This is a genomic window from Streptomyces sp. NPDC001980 (assembly GCF_040296885.1).
GTDB lineage: Bacteria > Actinomycetota > Actinomycetes > Streptomycetales > Streptomycetaceae > Streptomyces.
In genome coordinates this window covers 335,464-354,262 of sequence record NZ_JBEOYD010000002.1, presented here as the reverse complement: position 1 = coordinate 354,262, position 18,799 = coordinate 335,464, and the positions used below count along the sequence as shown (strand labels likewise).

19 protein-coding genes and 2 pseudogenes are annotated in these 18,799 nt (G+C 69.9%); 15 read left to right on the top strand and 6 right to left on the bottom strand.

All coding sequences use genetic code 11. The features are described from left to right. Positions 1 to 41 precede the first annotated feature (41 nt). The 8 genes from ABT137_RS04025 (at position 42) to ssuE (ending at position 8,291) form a co-directional block, all read left to right on the top strand. Positions 42 to 1,622 carry an ABC transporter substrate-binding protein gene (locus ABT137_RS04025; protein ID WP_351701982.1) on the top strand — a complete coding sequence of 527 codons (1,581 nt, stop codon included), beginning with the start codon at positions 42 to 44 and terminating at the stop codon, positions 1,620 to 1,622. Between the two features lie 56 nt (positions 1,623 to 1,678). Beyond that, a complete protein-coding gene (locus ABT137_RS04020; RefSeq protein WP_351701980.1) occupies positions 1,679 to 2,734 on the top strand; it encodes an ABC transporter permease in 1,056 nt (351 codons plus the stop codon). Positions 2,735 to 2,736: 2 nt separating this feature from the next. Further along, the gene (locus ABT137_RS04015; RefSeq protein ID WP_351701977.1) at positions 2,737 to 3,684 is read left to right on the top strand and encodes an ABC transporter permease; all 948 of its coding nucleotides are present in this window, start codon (positions 2,737 to 2,739) and stop codon (positions 3,682 to 3,684) included. After that, positions 3,684 to 4,559, top strand: a complete 876-nt coding sequence (locus ABT137_RS04010) for an ABC transporter ATP-binding protein (protein WP_351701974.1) — start codon at positions 3,684 to 3,686, stop codon at positions 4,557 to 4,559. The genes ABT137_RS04015 and ABT137_RS04010 overlap by 1 nt, the downstream gene beginning before the upstream one ends. Positions 4,560 to 4,564: 5 nt before the next feature. After that, positions 4,565 to 5,437, top strand: a complete 873-nt coding sequence (locus ABT137_RS04005; protein WP_351702369.1) for an ABC transporter ATP-binding protein — start codon at positions 4,565 to 4,567, stop codon at positions 5,435 to 5,437. Positions 5,438 to 5,479: 42 nt separating this feature from the next. Further along, positions 5,480 to 6,820, top strand: coding sequence for an LLM class flavin-dependent oxidoreductase (locus tag ABT137_RS04000; RefSeq protein WP_351701971.1), 1,341 nt, complete (start codon positions 5,480 to 5,482; stop codon positions 6,818 to 6,820). A 71-nt stretch (positions 6,821 to 6,891) separates the two neighbouring features. Then, a complete protein-coding gene (locus ABT137_RS03995; protein WP_351701968.1) occupies positions 6,892 to 7,674 on the top strand; it encodes an alpha/beta hydrolase in 783 nt (260 codons plus the stop codon). Between the two features lie 59 nt (positions 7,675 to 7,733). Continuing rightward, positions 7,734 to 8,291, top strand: a complete 558-nt coding sequence (ssuE, locus tag ABT137_RS03990) for an NADPH-dependent FMN reductase (RefSeq protein ID WP_351701965.1) — start codon at positions 7,734 to 7,736, stop codon at positions 8,289 to 8,291. A 189-nt stretch (positions 8,292 to 8,480) separates the two neighbouring features. On the opposite strand, the gene ABT137_RS03985 is transcribed toward ssuE, so the two are convergent. Together ABT137_RS03985 and ABT137_RS03980 are read right to left on the bottom strand one after the other, a co-directional pair. Beyond that, positions 8,481 to 9,383 carry a sigma factor-like helix-turn-helix DNA-binding protein gene (locus ABT137_RS03985; RefSeq protein WP_351701962.1) on the bottom strand — a complete coding sequence of 301 codons (903 nt, stop codon included), beginning with the start codon at positions 9,381 to 9,383 and terminating at the stop codon, positions 8,481 to 8,483. Positions 9,384 to 9,805: 422 nt separating this feature from the next. Then, a complete protein-coding gene (locus ABT137_RS03980; RefSeq protein WP_351702366.1) occupies positions 9,806 to 10,621 on the bottom strand; it encodes an ATP-binding protein in 816 nt (271 codons plus the stop codon). Positions 10,622 to 10,694: 73 nt separating this feature from the next. Between ABT137_RS03980 and ABT137_RS03975 the strand changes: the two genes are divergently transcribed. Then, positions 10,695 to 11,171, top strand: a complete 477-nt coding sequence (locus ABT137_RS03975; protein ID WP_351701959.1) for a hypothetical protein — start codon at positions 10,695 to 10,697, stop codon at positions 11,169 to 11,171. Positions 11,172 to 11,183: 12 nt separating this feature from the next. Here ABT137_RS03975 and ABT137_RS03970 read toward each other — a convergent pair. Together ABT137_RS03970 and ABT137_RS03965 are read right to left on the bottom strand one after the other, a co-directional pair. Further along, positions 11,184 to 11,666: pseudogene (locus ABT137_RS03970) on the bottom strand (IS21 family transposase); the annotation flags it as partial. A gap of 49 nt (positions 11,667 to 11,715) precedes the next feature. Continuing rightward, positions 11,716 to 12,054 carry a MarR family winged helix-turn-helix transcriptional regulator gene (locus tag ABT137_RS03965; RefSeq protein ID WP_351701956.1) on the bottom strand — a complete coding sequence of 113 codons (339 nt, stop codon included), beginning with the start codon at positions 12,052 to 12,054 and terminating at the stop codon, positions 11,716 to 11,718. Positions 12,055 to 12,180: 126 nt separating this feature from the next. On the opposite strand from ABT137_RS03965, the gene ABT137_RS03960 reads away from it, so the two are divergent. Together ABT137_RS03960 and ABT137_RS03955 are read left to right on the top strand one after the other, a co-directional pair. Beyond that, entirely contained in the window at positions 12,181 to 12,654 is a 474-nt protein-coding gene (locus ABT137_RS03960; protein ID WP_351701953.1) for a carboxymuconolactone decarboxylase family protein, read from the top strand. Positions 12,655 to 12,859: 205 nt separating this feature from the next. Beyond that, entirely contained in the window at positions 12,860 to 13,270 is a 411-nt protein-coding gene (locus ABT137_RS03955; protein WP_502984468.1) for a cupin domain-containing protein, read from the top strand. Positions 13,271 to 13,398: 128 nt separating this feature from the next. Here ABT137_RS03955 and ABT137_RS03950 read toward each other — a convergent pair whose 3' ends face one another. Continuing rightward, positions 13,399 to 14,127, bottom strand: coding sequence for an SDR family oxidoreductase (locus ABT137_RS03950; protein ID WP_351701947.1), 729 nt, complete (start codon positions 14,125 to 14,127; stop codon positions 13,399 to 13,401). A gap of 428 nt (positions 14,128 to 14,555) precedes the next feature. On the opposite strand from ABT137_RS03950, the gene ABT137_RS03945 reads away from it, so the two are divergent. The 4 genes and pseudogenes from ABT137_RS03945 to ABT137_RS03930 all read left to right on the top strand — a co-directional run bounded on the left by ABT137_RS03945 (position 14,556) and on the right by ABT137_RS03930 (position 17,993). Beyond that, entirely contained in the window at positions 14,556 to 14,984 is a 429-nt protein-coding gene (locus ABT137_RS03945; RefSeq protein ID WP_502984471.1) for an Ohr family peroxiredoxin, read from the top strand. A 528-nt stretch (positions 14,985 to 15,512) separates the two neighbouring features. After that, the gene (locus ABT137_RS03940) at positions 15,513 to 17,213 is read left to right on the top strand and encodes an L-aspartate oxidase (RefSeq protein WP_351702361.1); all 1,701 of its coding nucleotides are present in this window, start codon (positions 15,513 to 15,515) and stop codon (positions 17,211 to 17,213) included. 13 nt (positions 17,214 to 17,226) lie between these two features. Beyond that, positions 17,227 to 17,817, top strand: a pseudogene (locus tag ABT137_RS03935) (SDR family oxidoreductase); the annotation flags it as partial. 38 nt (positions 17,818 to 17,855) lie between these two features. Further along, positions 17,856 to 17,993 (top strand): hypothetical protein, encoded by a 138-nt coding sequence (locus ABT137_RS03930; protein WP_351701944.1) that lies wholly within the window; start codon positions 17,856 to 17,858, stop codon positions 17,991 to 17,993. A gap of 98 nt (positions 17,994 to 18,091) precedes the next feature. Here the strand turns inward: ABT137_RS03930 and ABT137_RS03925 are convergent, their stop codons facing one another. Then, positions 18,092 to 18,697 (bottom strand): TetR/AcrR family transcriptional regulator, encoded by a 606-nt coding sequence (locus ABT137_RS03925; protein WP_351701942.1) that lies wholly within the window; start codon positions 18,695 to 18,697, stop codon positions 18,092 to 18,094. Positions 18,698 to 18,799: the final 102 nt, after the last annotated feature.

Below are 18,799 nucleotides of genomic sequence, written 5' to 3'. Positions count from 1 at the left end.
GCCTTCGCGATGCGGACCGGGGCCGTAGCAGAGAGACAGCCATGTCCACACGCCTCACCCCCGCACGCCCCAGACCGGCCGCCCGTCGCACCCCCCGACCCGCCGGCCGACTGCGCGCCACGGCCCTCGGTACCGTCCTCGCCGCCGTACTCGTCCCCTCGCTCGGCGCCTGCGCGGGCGGGTCGTCCGCCGCGTCCGGCGGCAACGCCACCCTGAAGTGGGCCTCCTCCTACTTCCCCGCGCACTGGGACCCGGTGGTCTCCGGCAGCGGCGCCCAGTTCCGTGAACTCTCCCTTGTCTACGCGTCGTTGACCCGCACGGACGAGAAGGGCAACGCCGTCCCCGACCTCGCCAAGAGCTGGGACTACAACAGCAAGGGCGACCAGATCACCTTCCACCTGCGCCCCGGGCTGAAGTTCAGCGACGGCACACCAGTGGACGCGACCGCCGTGAAGGACGCCGTCGAGCGTGCCAAGAAGCAGAAGAACTCGGCCCTGTTCGGCGACCTGACCTCCATCAAGTCGGTGGACGCGGAGGGGCTGGACGCGGTCGTCCACCTCACCCAGGTCGACTACCAGATCCCGCAGCTGCTGGGCGAGCGCGTGCTGCAGATCGCCAGCCCGAAGGCCGCCGCTTCCCCGACCAAGCTGGACCAGAACCCGGTCGGCGCGGGCCCGTTCATCGTGACCCAGCTGGTGCCCGGCACGAAGGTGGTCCTGAAGAAGAACCCGGACTACTGGGACGCGAAGAACATCCACATCGACCATGTCGAGCTGACCTCAGCGCCCGACGCGTCGACCGTCGTCTCCGGACTCCAGACCGGCGTCTACAACTTCGCGGACATCGCGCCCAGTCAGGCGGGCGCCGCGAAGAAGGCCGGCCTCGACGTCTTCGTACAGCCCGGGTTCAACGCCTCCAACATCAGCCTGAACATCAACAAGGCGCCGTTCGACAACGACAAGGTCGTCGACGCGGTCCGCTACGCCGTCAACCGCCAGGAGTTCGTGGACAAGCTGACCTTCGGCTACGGCGAGGCCACCGACCAGCCCTTCCCCAAGGGGTACATCGCCTACGACCCGAAGTCGGCGGACGCCTACCCGTACGACCCGGCGAAGGCGAAGAAGCTGCTGGCCGAGGCGGGTTACAAGGCCGGTGACATCAAGCTGAACCTGGTCATCCCGGCGGAGGACCCGCAGGCCGAGATCGTGCAGTCGCAGCTGGCGAAGGTCGGCATCACCGTCACCATCAAGATCGACAAGAACTGGGCCACCCCTTTCTTCGCCAAGGACCTGACCTTCTCCGTGTACGGCACCACCGGCCGGGACTCCGCGCTGCAGACCCTGACCGCGCACTTCGGCCCGAACGGCCCGCTGAACCTCAGCTCGCCGTACGAACCGGCCGGGTTCGAGGCCGCCGTCGCCAAGGTGCGCCAGACCCCGCTGGACGCGGCCGACTACACCCAGGCGCTCCAGGCGGCGACCAGGGCCGGACTGAAGAGCAAGGCGCTGGTCTTCACCTACTCCTCGCCGAACCTCTTCGCCAAGAGCAAGGCGATCTCCGACCTGCCGAAGAACCCGGCCCACGTCGACTGGACCGGAGTGACCATCTCCGGCTCGAACTGACCGCCCGCCACCGGAAAGAGACACCGAGAAACACAGAGAAGAGAGGGGGCAACACCATGACGACGACCGACACACCGGCCGCACCGGCCGTGCCGAGCGCACCCGCCGTACCGGTACCGCGTCGCCGGGGTGCCACGGTCAGGATCCGGCGCGCGTCGGCCAGGATCCTGGCCACCCTCGCCCGGTCCGTCGCGATCTTCGTGCCCGTCTTCCTGGTCGCGACCTTCGTGACCTTCGCGCTACGGTCGCTGAGCGGGCTGAGCCCGGCGCGCATCCAGCTGGGCGAGGACGCGACTCCCGAGGCGATCGCCCGTATCGAGGCCCAGTGGGGACTGAACCGGCCCTTCCTGGTGCAGTACGGGGACTGGCTCACCGGCGTCCTGCACGGACAGCTCGGCACCAGCTGGGTCAACGGCGCCGACATCTCCACCCTCATCGGGCTCGGGCTCGGCGTCAGCCTGTCCGTGGCGGTCTTCGCCCTCGTCATCGGCGTGGTCGTGGGCTTCGTCCTGGGCACGGTCGCCGCGCTGCGCCGCACCACCTGGATCGACCGCGCGATCACCGGCCTCGTCACGGTGATCTCGGTGATGCCCGCGTTCGTCGTGGGCATCGTGCTGGTCGCGGTCTTCGCGGTGGGACTGCACCTGTTCCCGTCCGCCGGCTACATCCCGGCCGCCGAGGGCGTCGGCCCGTGGCTCGCCCACATCACCCTGCCCGCCGTCGCACTGAGCTTCGACGTGGTCGCCGACGTCGCCCGCCAGCTGCGCACCAGCCTGGTCGCGGCGTACGGCGAGAACTACGTGACCGGGGCGGTCGTACGCGGGCTGAGCCCGCGCCGGATCTTCTTCGGGCATGTGCTCCGCAACGGCCTCGGACCGGCCCTGGCCACCCTCGGGCTGAAGTTCCCCGCACTGGTCGGTGCCTCCGTGGTCACCGAGTGGATCTTCGGTCTGCAGGGCTTCGGCCGGTTCGCCAACGACTCCGCACAGGCCGGTGACGTGCCCGCCGTGCAGGGCGTCCTCGTGGTGTCGATCGTCCTGGTCGTCACCTTCAACCTGATCGTCAACCTGGTGCTGGCCCGGGTGACCCCGGCCGCCCGGCGGGGGGTGTGAGCATGGTCCGCCGCGTTCTCTCCCTCACCTCCGGCAGGATCGCCGTCGCCGTCCTCGTCCTGGTCGCCCTGCTCGCCCTGCTGGGTCCGCTGCTGGCTCCGCAGAACCCGCTGGGCACCAGCGACGACACGCTCGCCGCCGTCTCCGGGTCGCACTGGCTGGGCACCGACTACCTCGGCCGGGACGTGCTCAGCAGGCTCCTGGCCGGATCCCGGATCAGCGTGCTCGGCTCCCTCGAAGTCGCCGTCACCGCGCTGGTCGTGGGTGTCGTCCCCGGCATCCTGTCCGTGCAGCTCGGGCGGGTCTTCGAGTGGATCACCCTGCGCCTGGCGGACACCCTGGTGGCGCTGCCGTTCCTGTTGTTCGCCGTCGCCGTGGTCGCGCTGCTCGGCAACGGCATCACCCAGGCGATGCTCGTCACCGGGGTGCTGGTGTCGCCGCTGTTCTACCGGGTGGCGCGGGCGGCGACCCTCTCGGTGACCCGTTCGCCGTACGTGGAGGCGGCGGTGATCTCCGGGGCGTCGACCAGCTGGATCGTGCGCCGGCACGTGTGGGCCAAGGTGCTGCCGCCGATCGCGGTCGCCCTGGCCCAGACGGTCGGCGTCGGCTTCGTCATCGTCTCCAGCCTGACGTTCCTCGGCATCGGCGTGCAGCCGCCCGCGCCCACCTGGGGCGGGCTGCTCGCCTCCGACCTCGGCTACCTGAGCCAGCGCCCGTGGGCCCCGCTCACGCCCGCACTGCTCATCACGGTCACGGTCTGGGCCTGCAACCTGCTCGCCGACGCCGTCCGGGACGTCTCCGGGGAGGCCGGGCGCGCCCTCGTCAACGACCGCAGGGCACGGGCCAACCGGGCCGGCGGCCGCAGCACCGGGGGCGACAGGACCGACGACCGCAAGGCCCGTGCCGATCGACCCGGCTCGGCCGGCCCCGTCACCTCCGGAGGTGCGTGATGACGACCCTGTCCGGCGACCTCGTCCCGGCCGGGACCCGTACCACCGAGACGCCGGCCGCCCCCGTGCTCTCGCTGCGCGGGGTGCGGATCACCGACCACGCGGGGGACCGCGAGCTCGTGCACGGGGTGAGCTTCGACCTCGCCCCCGGCCGGACGGTCGGCATCGTCGGCGAGTCCGGCAGCGGCAAGACCCTCACCTGCCGGGCCGCGCTCGGCATCCTGCCCCCTCACTTCGAGGTCACCGAGGGCACGGTCGAGATCGCCGGCACCGACATAGCGACCCTGACCGCGCGCCGGTGGACCGAGTTGCGGGGCGCCACCGTCAGCGCGGTGTTCCAGGACCCGGCGTCCTATCTGAACCCCTCCGTCCGGGTCGGCGCACAGATCGCCGAGGTGGTCAGGGTGAAGCTCGGCCTGAAGCGCCGTGATGCCCGCCGGCGGGCGCTGGAACTGCTCCGGGCGGTCCGGCTGCGCGACCCCGAGCTGGTCTACGACCAGTACTCGCACGAACTCTCCGGCGGCATGCTCCAGCGCGTCCTGATCGCCACCGCGGTCGCCGCCGACCCGCTGATCCTCATCGCCGACGAGGCCACCACCGCCCTCGACGTCACCGTTCAGGCTGAGATTCTCGACCTCCTCGCCGATCTGCGCGAACGCACCGGGCTCGCCCTGGTGCTGGTCTCCCACGACCTCGCCCTGGTCGCCCAGTGGTGCGACGAGGTGCTGGTCATGCGCCAGGGCGAGGTGGTCGAACAGGGCCCCACCCGCAGGGTTCTCCACGAGCCCCGGCACGAGTACACCCGGCTGCTCATCGCCGAGCACGAGCAGTACGGCCTGGAGAAGTTCCTCGCCGCAGAGGAGGACGAGACGTGAGCAGCATCGCCGAACCCGGACCCGCGAGCCAGGTGCGCGCCGACGCCGGCACCGTGAGCCCGGTCCTCGCCGTCACCGGGCTGGACGTCGACTACGGCCCGCGCCGCCGGCGCCGCCGCGCCCTGCACGGCGTGTCGCTGACCGTCGCCCCGGGCGAGACCGTCGGCCTCATCGGGGAGACCGGATCCGGCAAGTCCACCCTCGCCCGCGCCGTTCTCGGCCTGGTGCGCCCGGCGGGCGGCTCGCTCACGGTCGCGGGCGAGGAGGTCACCGGGTACGGCCGCCGGAAGTGGCGCGAGCTGCGGCGCCGGGGTGTCGTGCAGTACGTCTTCCAGGACCCGCTGCGCAGCCTCGACCCCGACCTCACCGTCGCGGACTCGCTCACCGAGCCGCTGCTCATCCGCGGTGTCCCGCGCCCGGAGGCCGTCGGGCGGGCCCGTGCCCTGCTGGACCGGGTGCGGCTGGCGGCGGAACTCCTGGACCGGCTGCCCGGCGAGCTGTCCGGCGGCCAGCGGCAGCGCGTCGCGGTGGCCCGTGCGCTGATCACCGAACCGCGGCTGATCATCCTGGACGAGCCGGTCAGTGCCCTGGACTCCGCCAACCGGGTCCAGGTCCTGGAGATCCTCAAGGAGCTCCGGGACACGGGCGTGGCCCAGATCTTCATCTCCCACGACCTCGGCTCCGTGGCCGGCGTCGCCGACCGCATCGCGGTGCTGTACCGGGGCGAGCTGGTGGAGACCGGTACGGCCCGTGACGTCGTCGCCCGCCCCCGGCACCCCTACACCCGGCTGCTCGTCGGCTCGGCGCCCACGCTTCGGGGTACGGCCGGTGCCGGCCGCGCCGAACGCGAGGCGCTGCGCGCGCTGTTGCACGCCTGACGCGACCCATCGGCTTCCCGAGTACCACCGAAAGGACCTGCCATGTCCCGCAAGATCCACCTCGCGCTGCACCCCTACGGCGTCGGCGGCCCCGGCCAGCACGGTCTGTGGAAGGACCCCCGGATCGCCAAGGACGCCAGCGTCGACATCAACTACTACATCCGGCTGGCCCAGGCGGCCGAACACGCCCTGTTCGACGCCCTGTTCATCGTGGACAGCCAGTTCATCAACGCCACCTACCCGGCGCACTACCTCAACCGCCTGGAGCCGCTGACCCTGTTGTCGGCGGTGGCGACCCACACCCGGCACATCGGTCTGGTGGGCACGGCCAGTTCGACGTACAACTCGCCCTTCAACCTGGCCCGCCGCTTCGCCTCGCTCGACCACATCAGCGGCGGGCGGGCCGGCTGGAACGTCGTCACCAGTTTCGACACCGGCACCTCGAAGAACTACGGCCTCGACGAACACCTCGACTACGCCACCCGCTACGGCCGGGCGCTGGAGTTCGTCGAGGTGGCGCGCGGCCTGTGGGACTCCTACGAGGACGACGCCTTCCCGGCCGACGTCGCGCGCGACCTGTTCCTCGACCCGGGCAAGCTGCACGAACTCAACCACGCGGGCGAGCACTTCAAGGTCGCCGGCCCGCTCAACCTGTCCCGCTCGCCCCAGGGCCAGCCGGTGATCTTCCAGGCCGGTGTCTCCGAGGAGGGCCGCGACCTCGCCGCCCGCGTCGCCGAGGGCATCTACGCCCCGGGCGGCTCGCTGGAGCAGGCCCAGGACTACTACGCCGACATCAAGCGCCGGACCGCCGCCTACGGTCGCGACCCCGAGCACATCAAGATCTTCATCCACGGCGGCCCGGTCGTCGCCGCCACCGACGAGGCGGCGCTGCGCCGGGAGCGGGAGATCTTCGAGGAGGACAACGACCTGGTGCGCAACCTGGCGCTGCTGGGCCGGTCGTTCGGTGCCTACGACTTCGGCGCCCATGATCTCGACGCGCCGTTCCCGGACATCGCCCACCTCGCCGAGAAGGGCGGCCGCACCAGCGCGGCGCGGATCATCGAGCGGGCCCGCACGGAGAAACTGACGCTCCGCCAGGTCGCCGAGTCGGCCAACGAGTTCCGCCGCTCGCCGTTCGTCGGGGCGCCGGAGACCGTCGCGGACGCGATCGAGCGGTGGTTCGCCGCGGGCACCTTCGACGGCATCAACCTCGCCTTCCGCACCGAGGACGACCTCGAACTCTTCGTCGACGGCGTGGTCCCGCTGCTGCAGAAGCGTGGGCTGTTCCGTACCGAGTACGCCGCCGACACCCTGCGCGGCAACCTCGGCCTGCCCGTCCCCGTCAACCGCCACGCCCGCGAGCGGGCGCTCGCGAGCGACTGACGGCATCCACCGACCACAGACCATCAACGGCCGGGAGCCGAAAGCCGACGGCCGACCACAGGAGTGAGGACATGACCACGACCGAGTACACCGACCACCACGGCCCCGAAGGCCTGCTCGTCCGCGGCACGGTCGTGGTGGTACCGGGCCGGGGAGAGAGCCGGGCGACCTACGAGCGGTTCGGCAGACGTCTCGCGGCCGACGCCTACCGGGTCCGGGTGGTCGATCCCCCGGCCCTCGACACCGCCGACCTCCCCGGCGCCCTGGCCCGCTTCGGCACCACCCTCGCCGCGGCCGTCGCGGGCACCACGCCCGACGGTACCGATGACGTCGTACGACCGCTCGTGCTGGCCGGGGCGGACGCCGGCGCCCTCGCGATCGCCGCGCTGCTGACCCGGCCGGAGACCGAGGGGGCGCCGCGGCCGGACGCCGTCGTCCTCGCGGGCCTCCCCGGACGGACCTCCGCCACCGCCGGCGGCACCTGGGAGGACGAACTCGACGTGCGCACCTCCTGCCCGACCCACCGCGCCAGGCTCACCGACGACACCCGGTTCCGCCGGGGAACGCTCACGGACGCGGTGGACACGGTGCTGCTCACGGCCGCCCACGAGAGCGAACTCGCCGTGCCCGCCCTCCTGCTGACCGGTGACGCCGATCCGCTCGCGGACCGGGACGCGCTGGACCGCGCGGCGAAGTCCTGGCCCCGGGCCCGTCTCGCGGTCGTCCGCGGCGCCCACCACGACGTCCTGAACGACCTCCAGCACCGCTCGGTGGCGGCCGAGGTCGTCACGTTCCTGGAGACCCTGCGCAACGACCTGGTCCCGGTGGTCACGGTCGAGTCGAGCGCGTGGTGAGCACCCCGGCCGGCTCCGCCTCCTGACCGACTCCCCGTCCCGACTCTGGAAGGCTCACCATGGCCACTGTCCTGTCCGTCTCCGGAAGCCCGTCCGCCACCTCGCGCACCGCGCGTCTGCTGCGCCACCTGGACCACCGTCTGGCCGCCCAGGGCCACGAGGTGATCGCCCTCGACGTGCGGACCCTGCCCGCACAAGCCCTGCTGGGCGCGGACTTCGCGCATCCGGCCGTCGTCGAGGCCGCCGCGTTGTTCGAACGGGCCGAGGGCGTGGTGATCGGCACGCCGATCTACAAGGCGGCCTACTCCGGCCTGCTGAAGTCGCTGCTCGACCTGCTCCCGCAGTACGCGCTGGCCGGCAAGACCGTGCTGCCGCTGGCGACCGGCGGCAGCACGGCACATGTCCTGGCCATCGACTACGCCCTGCGCCCGGTGCTCAGCTCCATGGGCGCCGCGCACATCGTGCCCGGCTGGTTCACGCTCGACAAGGACATCACGACGGACGCCGACGGACGGCTGACCGTGGCCCCCGCGTCGGCGGAGGCGCTGGCCGAGGTCACGGACCGCTTCTCGGCGGCACTGCGCGGCCGGACAACTCACCTGGCGGCCGCGGGCTGAGCCCCCCGGGTGCCGAACCGTCAGACGTCGGATGTGGACTGGTCATCCTGGAGCGCGGCAAGTGCGGCGGCGAGCTTGCCGCGCCCGGTGCTGCCAAGGCGCGGACAGATTCGGCCACGAGGACGTCATGGCAAACCAACCCCGTATCGGCCGGGCGCCGCTTGGGGAGACGGTCACGTTCGTGGACGGCTAGGGCCGGCCATCACCCTGCTGTGACGGGCCGGGGTCGCCGGGGGTGGGGGGCTGGTTCCAGGAACGCAGCTTGTCGGGATTGAGGACGACCCAGACCTGTGCGACTTGGTGTTCAGCGATGTCGAGGCTGATGACGGCGGCTACCTGGTGGCCGTAACGGGCGATGAGGCCGGTACGGCCGTTGACAGAGTGGGGGGCCAGGGTGGTGCGGGGGTGGCGGGCCAGGAGTGTCAGCAGGCTGTGGGCGACCTGACGGCTGCCGTGTACCGGCCTGCTCAGTGCGCGGACCTTGCCGCCGCCGTCGAAGAACGCCGTGGCGTCCGGACACAGCAGCGACTCAAGCAGTTCGGCATCCTCGTTCACGCAGGCCTGGCGGACGGTGCGGGCGAGGAGGTCGTGCTCATCCGGCGGGGTGGAGCGTGAGCGCTGCCTACGCAGACTGTGGCGGGCACGGTCGGCGAGCTCGGCGCACTCGGACTCCGAGCGTCCCACGATGTCGGCCACCGTGTCGGACGCCATCCCGAAGACGTCATTGAGCACGAACGCCGCCCGCTCGGCCGGCGACAGCGAGTCCAGCGCGTTCAGCAGGACCCTGCTGACCTCCTCCGCCAGGGCCGCATTCGTGTGGTGATCCTTCGTGTGGTCCCTCTGACCGGTCGCGCCACGACGGGGGCGGGCCAGCAGGCCCAGACAGATCGCGCCTGCGGTCTTCGCGAGCCAGTAGCGGGGAGCTGTGATCTGCCCACGCTTCGCGTCGGACAGCCCGTACCACCGACGGTAGGTCTCAGCGACCACAGTCTCCGCCTCGTAGGAGTCGCCCAGCATCCAGTAGGTGACTTCCAGCAGGTGCCGACGCTCATCGAGCAACTCCGCGACCGGCACCGCGTCAGCATGGTCCATACGACTTCTCCCCCTGACAAGGCTCAGCGCGACACGCGGCCGCGGACACGGAGGGTGCCGCCATGCAGCCCTTCACCCGGCAAAGGAACCCGACAGTCCACGTCCGAGTCCTCGCACATGCCACACCTCCTCAATTCCTCGGCTCAGTCCTTTGACCGGGCATGCACGCATCGTGTGACATCAGCTGTCCCGCACGGCCATGCATCTCGGGGGCGGCACGAACGAAGGACCGGGCAGACCGCATGCTCGTGACGCGTCACACACGTTGGGGGCGTCCGGTCTTCACTCAAGGCAGCGGTGGGGCCCACGAAGGCAACTCAACGCTGCTGTCGCCCAGCGTGTTGTCGACATGAGGTGCGGGTGCGACTCGAACGTCGAGAGGGAGGGCCTGACTGTGCTCGTTGTTCCGGATCCGAAGGCCGTCAGAAGACTGCTGACCCGGTACGCGTCTCTGCGGATCGCGCTCGCCGAAAGCGGGGGGCGGGAAAGAGTGTCAAGGGACAGTAGGAGTTCCCCGGGGGCGGACTGTTGATCTCCCCACTGGCGGACGGCGAATGTCCCCGGTGGACAGTTGATCTCCCCAGCTGTGGGGTCAGCCGAGTGGGACGACGCCTCGGCCGGTGGTGGTCTCGGCGAGGCGGTGGCTGTCGCTGGTAAAAGCCTTCGGCCGCGTCAGGCGAGACGGGCAGGAGCCCGATGTCGTCAACGATGATCAGATCGGTTCGGGTGATCCGCCCGATGGCCTTCGAGACGGAGTCGTCGACGCGGTGTCGTCGCACCAACGCGCCGAGGTCCTCGATGGTGAACCAGGCGACCGTCGTCCCGGCATCGACTGCTGCTTGCCCGAGCGCCTCGCAGAAGTGCGACTTCCCGGTGCCCGACGGGCCGACCACGCACAGGTTCTCGCGGCGGCCGACCCACTCCAGCGTCCGCAGGGCGGACTGCGTCGGAATGGGGATCGAGGAGGCTTCCTGATTCCAGATGTGGCACGTCTTGCCGGTAGGGAAGGCCGCCCGGGTGCGGCGGGTTCGGAGGTTGGCCGCGTCCCGGCCTGCGGACTCCTCGGCCAGGAGCGCGCGGACGACCTCGGCCGGTTCCCATCGCTGGGCCTTCGCGGTCGGAATGACCTCGCCCATCGCGCGGCGGATGTGAGGCAGCTTCAGGCGCCGCGTCAGGGCGATCGCCTCATCGAACGCGGCGCCGGTCGTGGCCGCGACGGCGGAAGCAGGGGCGGCCAGCCGGGGCCGGGCGGGTGCGGGTGCGGTGTCAGCCGTCCAGGGCTCCTTCTGTTCGGTTGGCTAGATTGAGCGGATGTTCGAACGAGTGGGTGCTGAAGAGTCCGCGGCCCTGGAGGCGCTCGCATGGAAGGTCCGCAACGAGCTGGCGGCCGCTGGCCTGCCCGTGGTCATGCCGGGGCTGGACCCGGTCCTGGCCGGTGGCGCCGAGGTGGATACCGACGACGGTGCCGACGCGGCCGGCGGAGTGTTCGTGGCCTGGCAGGCAAGCCCTCGCCTGCGGGCCTGCGCGCGTCGCGCGTTCAGGCTCAAGCAACTCGATGAGCCGGTCCTGCGGCATTCCAGCGCGGTCGGAGCCGCGATGATGGAGGCGATGGCTGCCGTCTTGGCCTCGGCGGGCTTCAGGGTGGAGGACGCGCGTGACGAATACCGCCCGCAGCAGTTGCGGGTCGTTGCCGGACCGCCGCCTGAGCAGCGGCCGGTGTGGTCGCTTCGCGACGACGAGCTGACCCTGCCCGGCTGGCAGGACGCTCCCGTCGGCGGCGTCGACTGAGACCACCGCGGCTCACGGCGTCGTGAACCCGGACCAGGCGGAAGTGCCCGGCTGCAGGCTGTGGGTCTCACCGTGGCGGATCGGCTCAGCCCGTTCGTGCTCACCCTGATGGTCCAGGATCGACAGCAGGTCGCCCTCGGCGAACCGGCCCACCGTCGCCGCGGTGCCAAGAGCCCGGTCGACGTCGGCGGTCCCGTAGAGCTTGGCCAGTGCGACCGCGTCGGCCATCTTCGCCCGGATCCGCCGGACGCCCGTCGCCGCGGCCTCGACCAGCCAGGCCGCCGCTCCAGGCCCGATCGCCAGGAACTGGGCCTCGGCCGGGTTCGTCGCCCGAAGTGTGCGCTCGCCGCGCGGGGCGTCGGGGTAGTGCTCGTCGGCGATCCGCGGACTGCCCGGGGTCGAACGAGGGTGCCGGGCGACCTCGACCGCGCGGCCCGTGACCATCGCGGTCACGATCAGCTCGTCGCCGTGGAAGCGGACCCGGACACGCTCGTCCGGCCATGCCCGAACCGGTCCCCCTCTACACGACCTCCCGCGGGCGTGCTTACGCCTCGCCGTCCTTGGGGCGATGCGCGAACCGGGTCAGCAGCCCCGTCAGCTGCTCCCGCTCACCCGCTTCCAGACCGGCGACCAGGCGCTCGGCCTGCGGCTCCGCCGCCACGTGCGCCGCATCGAAAAGCTCCAGGCACTGGGGTGTGATCTCCACCGCCCGTACCCGCCGGTCCCCCGGAACCGGCCTGCGCACCGCCGGCCCCGTCCACTCCAGGTCGTCCACGACCCTCATGACCCACGCGTTGTCCGACCCCGTCGCCGGCCCCAGATCCCGCGGCACCGTTGGCCCGCTGCCCGCGGCGACCTGGACCACACCACCGACCGCGCTCATGCCAGTTCTGTGACCGCCACGGAGACGACATGACCACTGAGACCCACGGCACACCACGCTTTGGTGTCACACCTTGCCGCGGTGTCCGGTCAGTAGTGCGTACCAGCAATTCTTCCAGGAGGGCCCATGGACGCACGTCTCAACTACTACGGCAATCCGCTGGCGGGCAAGGTGCTCAAGCACCTCTTGTCGGCCAGCAAGGCGCTGTCGGACTCGACGCTGCCGGCCACCGTTCAGTATCTGGTGGAGATCCGCGCCAGCCAGATCAACGGCTGCGGCTTCTGCACCGACATGCACACCAAAGAGGCCGCCCACGCCGGGGAGACCGATGTGCGGCTCAACCTGATCGCCGCCTGGCGGGAGGCGACGGTCTTCACCGAGGCCGAGCGCGCCGCGCTGGAGCTGGCCGAGCAGGGCACCCGCGTCGCGGACGCGGCCGGTGGCGTCACCGATGAGGCCTGGGCGAACGCCGCCAAGCACTTCGATGAGGACCAACTCGCCGCACTGACGACCCTCATCGCCGTCATCAACGCCTACAACCGCATCAACATCATCACCCAGCAGCCGGCCGGCGGCTACAAGGTCGGCATGTTCGGCTGAGCCGCTCCGCACACCCGGTGTTGCCGCCGGCAGCCGAATTGTGGCGGGCGCGCACCGGCTCGCTGTACGTGAAAAAGGGGGCTCGCGGCGCGTATCAGATGCGGGCCCCGCTCTGTCTTCGCTCGCTGTAAAGCAAGTTGTCGTGAGCCCGGAATCGCCGACGCGAGATCGTCCGTTCCGGGCCGGTCTACGGAGGTGTAGCACCATGCACGAAATGCACTCAGAGGACGGCTTTGGACCAAGGATGCTGGCGGACGTCAAACCGCCTTTCATTCCCGAGGGTGCTTCGGGAATGACTGTCCTCGTCGAGTGGGCACCCGGCGACCCCGGGACTCCTCCGCACCGTCACTCGGGGCCGTGTTTCGGCTACGTCCTCGAAGGCGCGGTCCGGTGGGAGCTCGAAGGCGAGCCGGAGCACGTGATCAAGGCCGGTGAGACGTTCTGGGAGCCGGGCGGTGAGGTGATCCACTACCAGAACGGCAACGCCTCGTCGGACGAGCCGGCCAAGTACATCGTGTTCATGATGTGCGCGCCGAACCAGCCGATGCTCACCCTGGTCGACGACGAGGAACTGGAGAAGCGCGCCCACCTGCGCGCCCCCCGCCCCACCGACTGACCTCCCGCCTGCGCACAGGCCGGTTGTAGACGATCTCCCGCACACCGCCATGGCCAGGGCCATGGCGGTGCTGTCGTGCGGGAGAGTAGGCACCAGGTGCCCCGGCCCCGCCTGCGGGCGCGAGTCGGTCAGGAGAGCCAGTCGGCGTAGCGGGTGGGGGCGAGGTGGGCGTTCTTGTCGGTGAGGACGTCGCCCTTGACCACGGCGAACATGCCGGCGCTGGGGTCGGTGACGACGGTACGCGGGTCGCCCTTGTGGGACAGAGTGATCCGGCCCAGTTCATCCAGGGGGAAGATCTCGGGGCCGGCGATGTTGCGGATCCCGTTCAGCGGGGGGCCGGCGGCGACCTCCGCCACCGCTTCGGCCACGTCCCTGGAGGCGATGGGCTGGATGGGCGTGGCAGGAAGCCGGACGCTGTCCGCGTCGGCGGTCCAGGACAGAACCGCATCCAGAAAGTCCATGAACTGCGTGGCGCGGACGATGGAGTAGGGGATCGGCCCGTCGGCCAGGATCTTCTCCTGGAGCGCCTTGGCTCGGTAGTAGTCCATCTCGGGCACCTGGTCCGTGCCGACGATCGAGAGGATGACGAAGTGGCCGACGCCGTCCTTGTCGGCCGCCGCCAGAAGGTTGTCCATCGAGGTCTGGAAGAAGGCGAGGGAGGCGTCGTCGAAGGTCGGGGAGTTCGTCAGGTTGACGACGACGTCCACTCCCATGAGCGCCTCGTCCAGCCCCTGACCGGTGATGATGTCGACTCCTGTGGACTGCGAGTGCGGTACCGCCTCGTGCCCGGCGGCGTTCAAGTCCTTGACGACCTGCGACCCGACCAGTCCCGTACCGCCGATGACTGCGAACTTCATGACATGCCCTTTCGTCGGTAGTACGCCCGAGTGAGACATAAGCCACTATATGTGGACAGTATGGGTTTCACCTGGACACATGCCGCCCGCCTGGTGGGGCCAGGTCCATGAAGGCGGCGCAGGGCGAGGGCGGGCGCCGACCGGACGTGCACGAAGCGTGCTTCGTACCACCGACTGTCACAACAGCGGGGACGTGTCGGTCAACTGACTGTCCGCATCTGGAAACACTCCATACGCGAAGGTGCACCGAATATGGCATTCGACATCACCAGTCCGTCGGGCTCTGTCCCGCGCCCGGAATCCGGTATCGCACGGCGGCTCGACACGGAGAAGCCGCGTGACGTAAACGGAGACATGCCGTGACCGAGTGGACCCCGTCGCCCAATCTGTCCACCGAAAAGGACTTCGACGGAGAGGCCTTCGCCCCGATCTACACCACGACCGTGACGGTGAACGGGGGGACGGCGAGTCACGGGCGGGCCTCCGGAAGGGCGCGCTCGGGCGACGGAGTCCTGGATCTCGACCTGTGCCTGCCCGCAGAACTGGGAGGAGACGGCCAGGGGACGAATCCCGAGCAGTTGTTCGCCGCCGGCATTGCCGCCTGTTTCCACGGGGCGCTGAGTCTGGTCGCACGGCAGGCCGCACTCGACCCCGCAGTGATCTCTGTGGAAGCGACCGTGGCTTTCGGACGGGACCCGGAGGACGGCGGCTACTTGTTGCACGTCGACCTTGAGGTCAAGTGGCCGGACATCGACCTTGCCGTCGCCGCCCCGCTGGTGGAGAGGGCCGATTCGCTGTGCCCCTACACGAAGATGGCCGTGCGGGGGACACCGACAAGCATCAGGCTGGCCTCATAGCGGACGGCGTCGGACTGCGTCGGCTGCCTGTCCAGCCATACGCCGTTCCGTGGCCGTGGTGTGCCTCCTGCCGGCACACCACGGCCACGGAACGGGAAGACATGCCGGGACGGTGGTCCGAGCCCTCACCGGTGCCAATCGCTGCAGGGCCACGTTCACAGCGCATCCGGAGCCACGGGCGGTGCGCCGGAGCCCGGTTCCATCGCGCTCCTGCCCTGCTGGATGATCTCCTGGACGCTCGTGGCGCGACCGCAGGTCGAGGCGCTGAGTGGTATCACCGGAAGCGGAGCCCGGCCGGAAGGCTCGGCCTCCGGAGTGAACGGTTATTCGCACCTGCTGCCTCATTCCCTCGCCGGAGACACCGGGGGTATGACCGTGAAGCCCACGAGATGGTGACGGCCGACGCCGGACCCGAGAGCTCGTGGGACGAAAGGTGTCACAGATTCCAGGACAACCCGGTCCTACCGAGTGACAATCCCTCGGCGACCGGAGTAGATCGTGACTATCCCCGAACAACGAATTTCCACGATGGTGCTGGTGATCGGAACCGGAGGCGCTGGGCTGCGAGCTGCGATCGAACTGGCCGAGGCCGGTGTCGACGTCCTCGCGGTCGGCAAGCGCCCCAAGGAGGACGCGCACACGGCCCTTGCTGCCGGAGGAATCAACGCTGCCCTCGGCACCATGGATCCGGAGGACAGCTGGCAGCAGCACGCGGCCGACACGCTCAAGGAGAGTTACCTGCTCGCCGATCCCCGCACCGTGGAGATCGTCACCCAGGGCGCCGCTCGGGGCATCGGCGACCTGGAGCGCTACGGCATGGCCTTCGCTCGCGAGGAGGACGGACGGATCTCCCAGCGCTTCTTCGGCGCTCACACCTTCCGGCGGACCGCGTTCGCCGGCGACTACACCGGTCTGGAGATCCAGCGCACGCTCATCCGGCGCGCGGACCAGCTGAACATTCCGGTGCTCGACGGTGTCTACATCACCCGGCTGCTGGTCCATGACGGCGCCGTCTTCGGTGCCTACGGCTTCGATCTCACCCATGGAACGCGGTACCTGATCCACGCCGACGCCGTCATTCTCGCCGCCGGTGGTCACACCCGCATCTGGCGGCGGACGTCTTCTCGGCGCGACGAGAACACCGGCGATTCGTTCCGTCTGGCCGTGGAGGCCGGCGCCCGTCTGCGCGACCCCGAACTGGTGCAGTTCCATCCGTCCGGGATCATCGAGCCCGAGAACGCGGCCGGCACCCTCGTCAGCGAGGCCGCGCGCGGTGAGGGCGGCATCCTGCGCAACGCGCTCGGCGAGCGGTTCATGAACCGCTACGACCCTGCGCGCATGGAGTTGTCGACCCGCGACCGTGTGGCCCTGGCCTCCTACACGGAGATCAAGGAAGGGCGTGGCACGCCCAAGGGCGGAGTGTGGCTCGACGTCTCCCATCTGCCACGGCAGACGATCATGACGCGTCTCCCCCGTGTCTACCAGACCCTGCTCGATCTGCAGATGCTGGACATCACCCGCGATCCGATCGAGATCGCGCCCACCGCGCACTATTCGATGGGTGGGGTGTGGGTACGCCCCGAGGACCACAGCACCGACGTGCGCGGCCTGTACGCCATCGGTGAGGCGTCGAGCGGCCTGCACGGTGCCAACCGCCTCGGCGGGAACAGCCTCATCGAGCTGCTGGTCTTCGGCCGCATCGCAGGCCAGGCGGCCGCCGCCTACTCGCAGTCCCTGACCGCCCAGCCGCGGTCGGCGTCGGCTGTCGCACAGGCCCGCTCGGAGATCGACGATCTGCTGGTGGCCGACGGGCCCGAGAACGTCCGCGCCCTCCAGCGCGCCATCCGCAACACCATGACCGAGCACGCCGGAGTCGTACGCGACGAACAGGGCCTGCGCGCCGGGCTCGCGGAGCTCGCGGCGATCGAGAAGCGGATGGAGGACGTCGGCGTTCACCCGGACATCGCCGGCTTCCAGGATCTCGCACACGCCTTTGATCTCAAGTCCGCGGCGCTGGCGGCCCGGGCCACCCTCGAAGCCGCACTCGAGCGCCGCGAGACCCGCGGCTGCCACAACCGCAGCGACTACCCCCACCTGGACCCCGCTCAGCAGGTCAACCTCGTGTGGTCACCCACGACCGGTATCACCCGCGAGAGCATCCCTGCCATCCCTGACGAGATTTCCTCCCTGATGGCAGAGGTCTCGACCGATGGGAAGCTCGCCGAATAACGAGCGCCGGGACCTGATAATCGACGTGTCCAACTCCCCTTCGTGGGCCGACGAAGACGTCCTGGACTTCTTCGGCACCTCGACCACCAATCTGCTGTGGGCCGAGGCGGACGCCGGGGTGGCGCACCACGTGGCGTTGTCCGTGGTCGGTACCGATCGCCTTCAGGAGAGCGGCTACTTCCGTGCCAAGCAGGCGCAGGAAGAGCTGATCAAGGCCTCCGGCATCCCGTACTCCATCGTCCACGCCACTCAGTTCTTCGAGTTCGTGAACGGGATCGCGGACATCTCGGCCGAGGGCGACACCGTGCGTCTGGCCCCCGTCAGGTTCCAGCCCGTCTTCTCCGACGACGTGGCCGCGGCCGTCGGCCGCACCGCGGTCGGCGCCCCGGTCAACGGCGTGGTGGAGGTCGCCGGCCCGGACGTGTTCCAGCTCGACGAACTCATCCGTCAGGTACTCGCCGACAAGGACGACACCCGCACGGTCGTCACGGACCCGAGCGCCCCGTACTCCGGTGCCGAGCTGAAGGACACCACGCTCGTGCCCGGTCCCGACGCGCATATCGCCGAGACCCGGTTCGGCGACTGGCTTGAACAGCAGCGGTAATTCCTGCGAGTGGCCCCTGACAGCAGTCAGGGGCCACCATGGGCGGATTTCTGATCGGTCTCCGTCCCGTTGGTCCCGCGTTCCGCCCTGGCACAGAGGCGCCCGGCGAACGCGCGCCGCACGACAAGGCCGAAGGAAAGAACGGCAAGCAGGTCATCATCGCCTGCATGACGTAGCCGTCCTGTCGGCCGCCGACCGGGCAGAGCCGGTGCTGCCACTTGCAGGTCCAGAAGGGGTGCGCCCGTGCGTGCAGCCGGGTCAGGGACGAGACCGCTCAGCGCTCACCGGCCGGCCCCGGCCACAGCGCCCGCACTGCGTCCGGCACCTCGGCCACCACAGCCGGATCGAGCAGAGCCACTTGGAGGATGTAGCCGGGGAGGACGGAGAGCATCGTCGAAGCGATCCCCTCGGCCGTCGCGTCGGTCGGCAAACCGCCCCGTTCCTGGTAGTCGCGGACCAGGGTGACGAGATTGGCGCGTATACCGCCCATGAGGTGGTCGAGCTTGCCCGCCAGCGAGCGGTTGCGCATAGCCTCTCCCCAGACCAGAACCGCGAGGCCGGCCACGTCCTCCTCGGCGGACTTGACCCGAATCACGTCGAGCAGGTCCGCCATGACCGCCCCCATGGACTGGCCCTGCCGGTTCGTGGCGACGGCGACCGTGATGTCGAGGACATCGCGCATGTTCTCCTCGGCGATCGCGAGGATCATCTCGTCCTTGCTGGTGAAGTGCCGGTACACCGCGCCCGCGGACAGCCCCGACTCCGCGAACAGGTCCTGCATGGACGTGGAGTGGAACCCGTCACGGAGGAAGCAACGGCGCGCCGCGTCCAGGATCTGTTTGCGGCGGGCATCCATGTGCTGCTGCGTGACCTTGGGCATGAGATCAGCCTATCAAAGAAAACGAACATTCGTGTTGACGCTTGCCGACCCGGCAGGCCAGACTGAACTCTCAAGAAAAACGATCATTCCTTTTTGCGAGAG

Coding starts and splice junctions, on each gene's coding strand:
- ABT137_RS04025 (WP_351701982.1), top strand. CDS start 42: ATGTCCACACGCCTCACCCCCGCACGCCCCAGACCGGCCGCCCGTCGC.
- ABT137_RS04020 (WP_351701980.1), top strand. CDS start 1,679: ATGACGACGACCGACACACCGGCCGCACCGGCCGTGCCGAGCGCACCC.
- ABT137_RS04015 (WP_351701977.1), top strand. CDS start 2,737: ATGGTCCGCCGCGTTCTCTCCCTCACCTCCGGCAGGATCGCCGTCGCC.
- ABT137_RS04010 (WP_351701974.1), top strand. CDS start 3,684: ATGACGACCCTGTCCGGCGACCTCGTCCCGGCCGGGACCCGTACCACC.
- ABT137_RS04000 (WP_351701971.1), top strand. CDS start 5,480: ATGTCCCGCAAGATCCACCTCGCGCTGCACCCCTACGGCGTCGGCGGC.
- ABT137_RS03995 (WP_351701968.1), top strand. CDS start 6,892: ATGACCACGACCGAGTACACCGACCACCACGGCCCCGAAGGCCTGCTC.
- ssuE (WP_351701965.1), top strand. CDS start 7,734: ATGGCCACTGTCCTGTCCGTCTCCGGAAGCCCGTCCGCCACCTCGCGC.
- ABT137_RS03985 (WP_351701962.1), bottom strand. CDS start 9,383: ATGGACCATGCTGACGCGGTGCCGGTCGCGGAGTTGCTCGATGAGCGT.
- ABT137_RS03975 (WP_351701959.1), top strand. CDS start 10,695: ATGTTCGAACGAGTGGGTGCTGAAGAGTCCGCGGCCCTGGAGGCGCTC.
- ABT137_RS03965 (WP_351701956.1), bottom strand. CDS start 12,054: ATGAGCGCGGTCGGTGGTGTGGTCCAGGTCGCCGCGGGCAGCGGGCCA.
- ABT137_RS03960 (WP_351701953.1), top strand. CDS start 12,181: ATGGACGCACGTCTCAACTACTACGGCAATCCGCTGGCGGGCAAGGTG.
- ABT137_RS03955 (WP_502984468.1), top strand. CDS start 12,860: ATGCACGAAATGCACTCAGAGGACGGCTTTGGACCAAGGATGCTGGCG.
- ABT137_RS03950 (WP_351701947.1), bottom strand. CDS start 14,127: ATGAAGTTCGCAGTCATCGGCGGTACGGGACTGGTCGGGTCGCAGGTC.
- ABT137_RS03940 (WP_351702361.1), top strand. CDS start 15,513: ATGGTGCTGGTGATCGGAACCGGAGGCGCTGGGCTGCGAGCTGCGATC.
- ABT137_RS03930 (WP_351701944.1), top strand. CDS start 17,856: ATGGGCGGATTTCTGATCGGTCTCCGTCCCGTTGGTCCCGCGTTCCGC.
- ABT137_RS03925 (WP_351701942.1), bottom strand. CDS start 18,697: ATGCCCAAGGTCACGCAGCAGCACATGGATGCCCGCCGCAAACAGATC.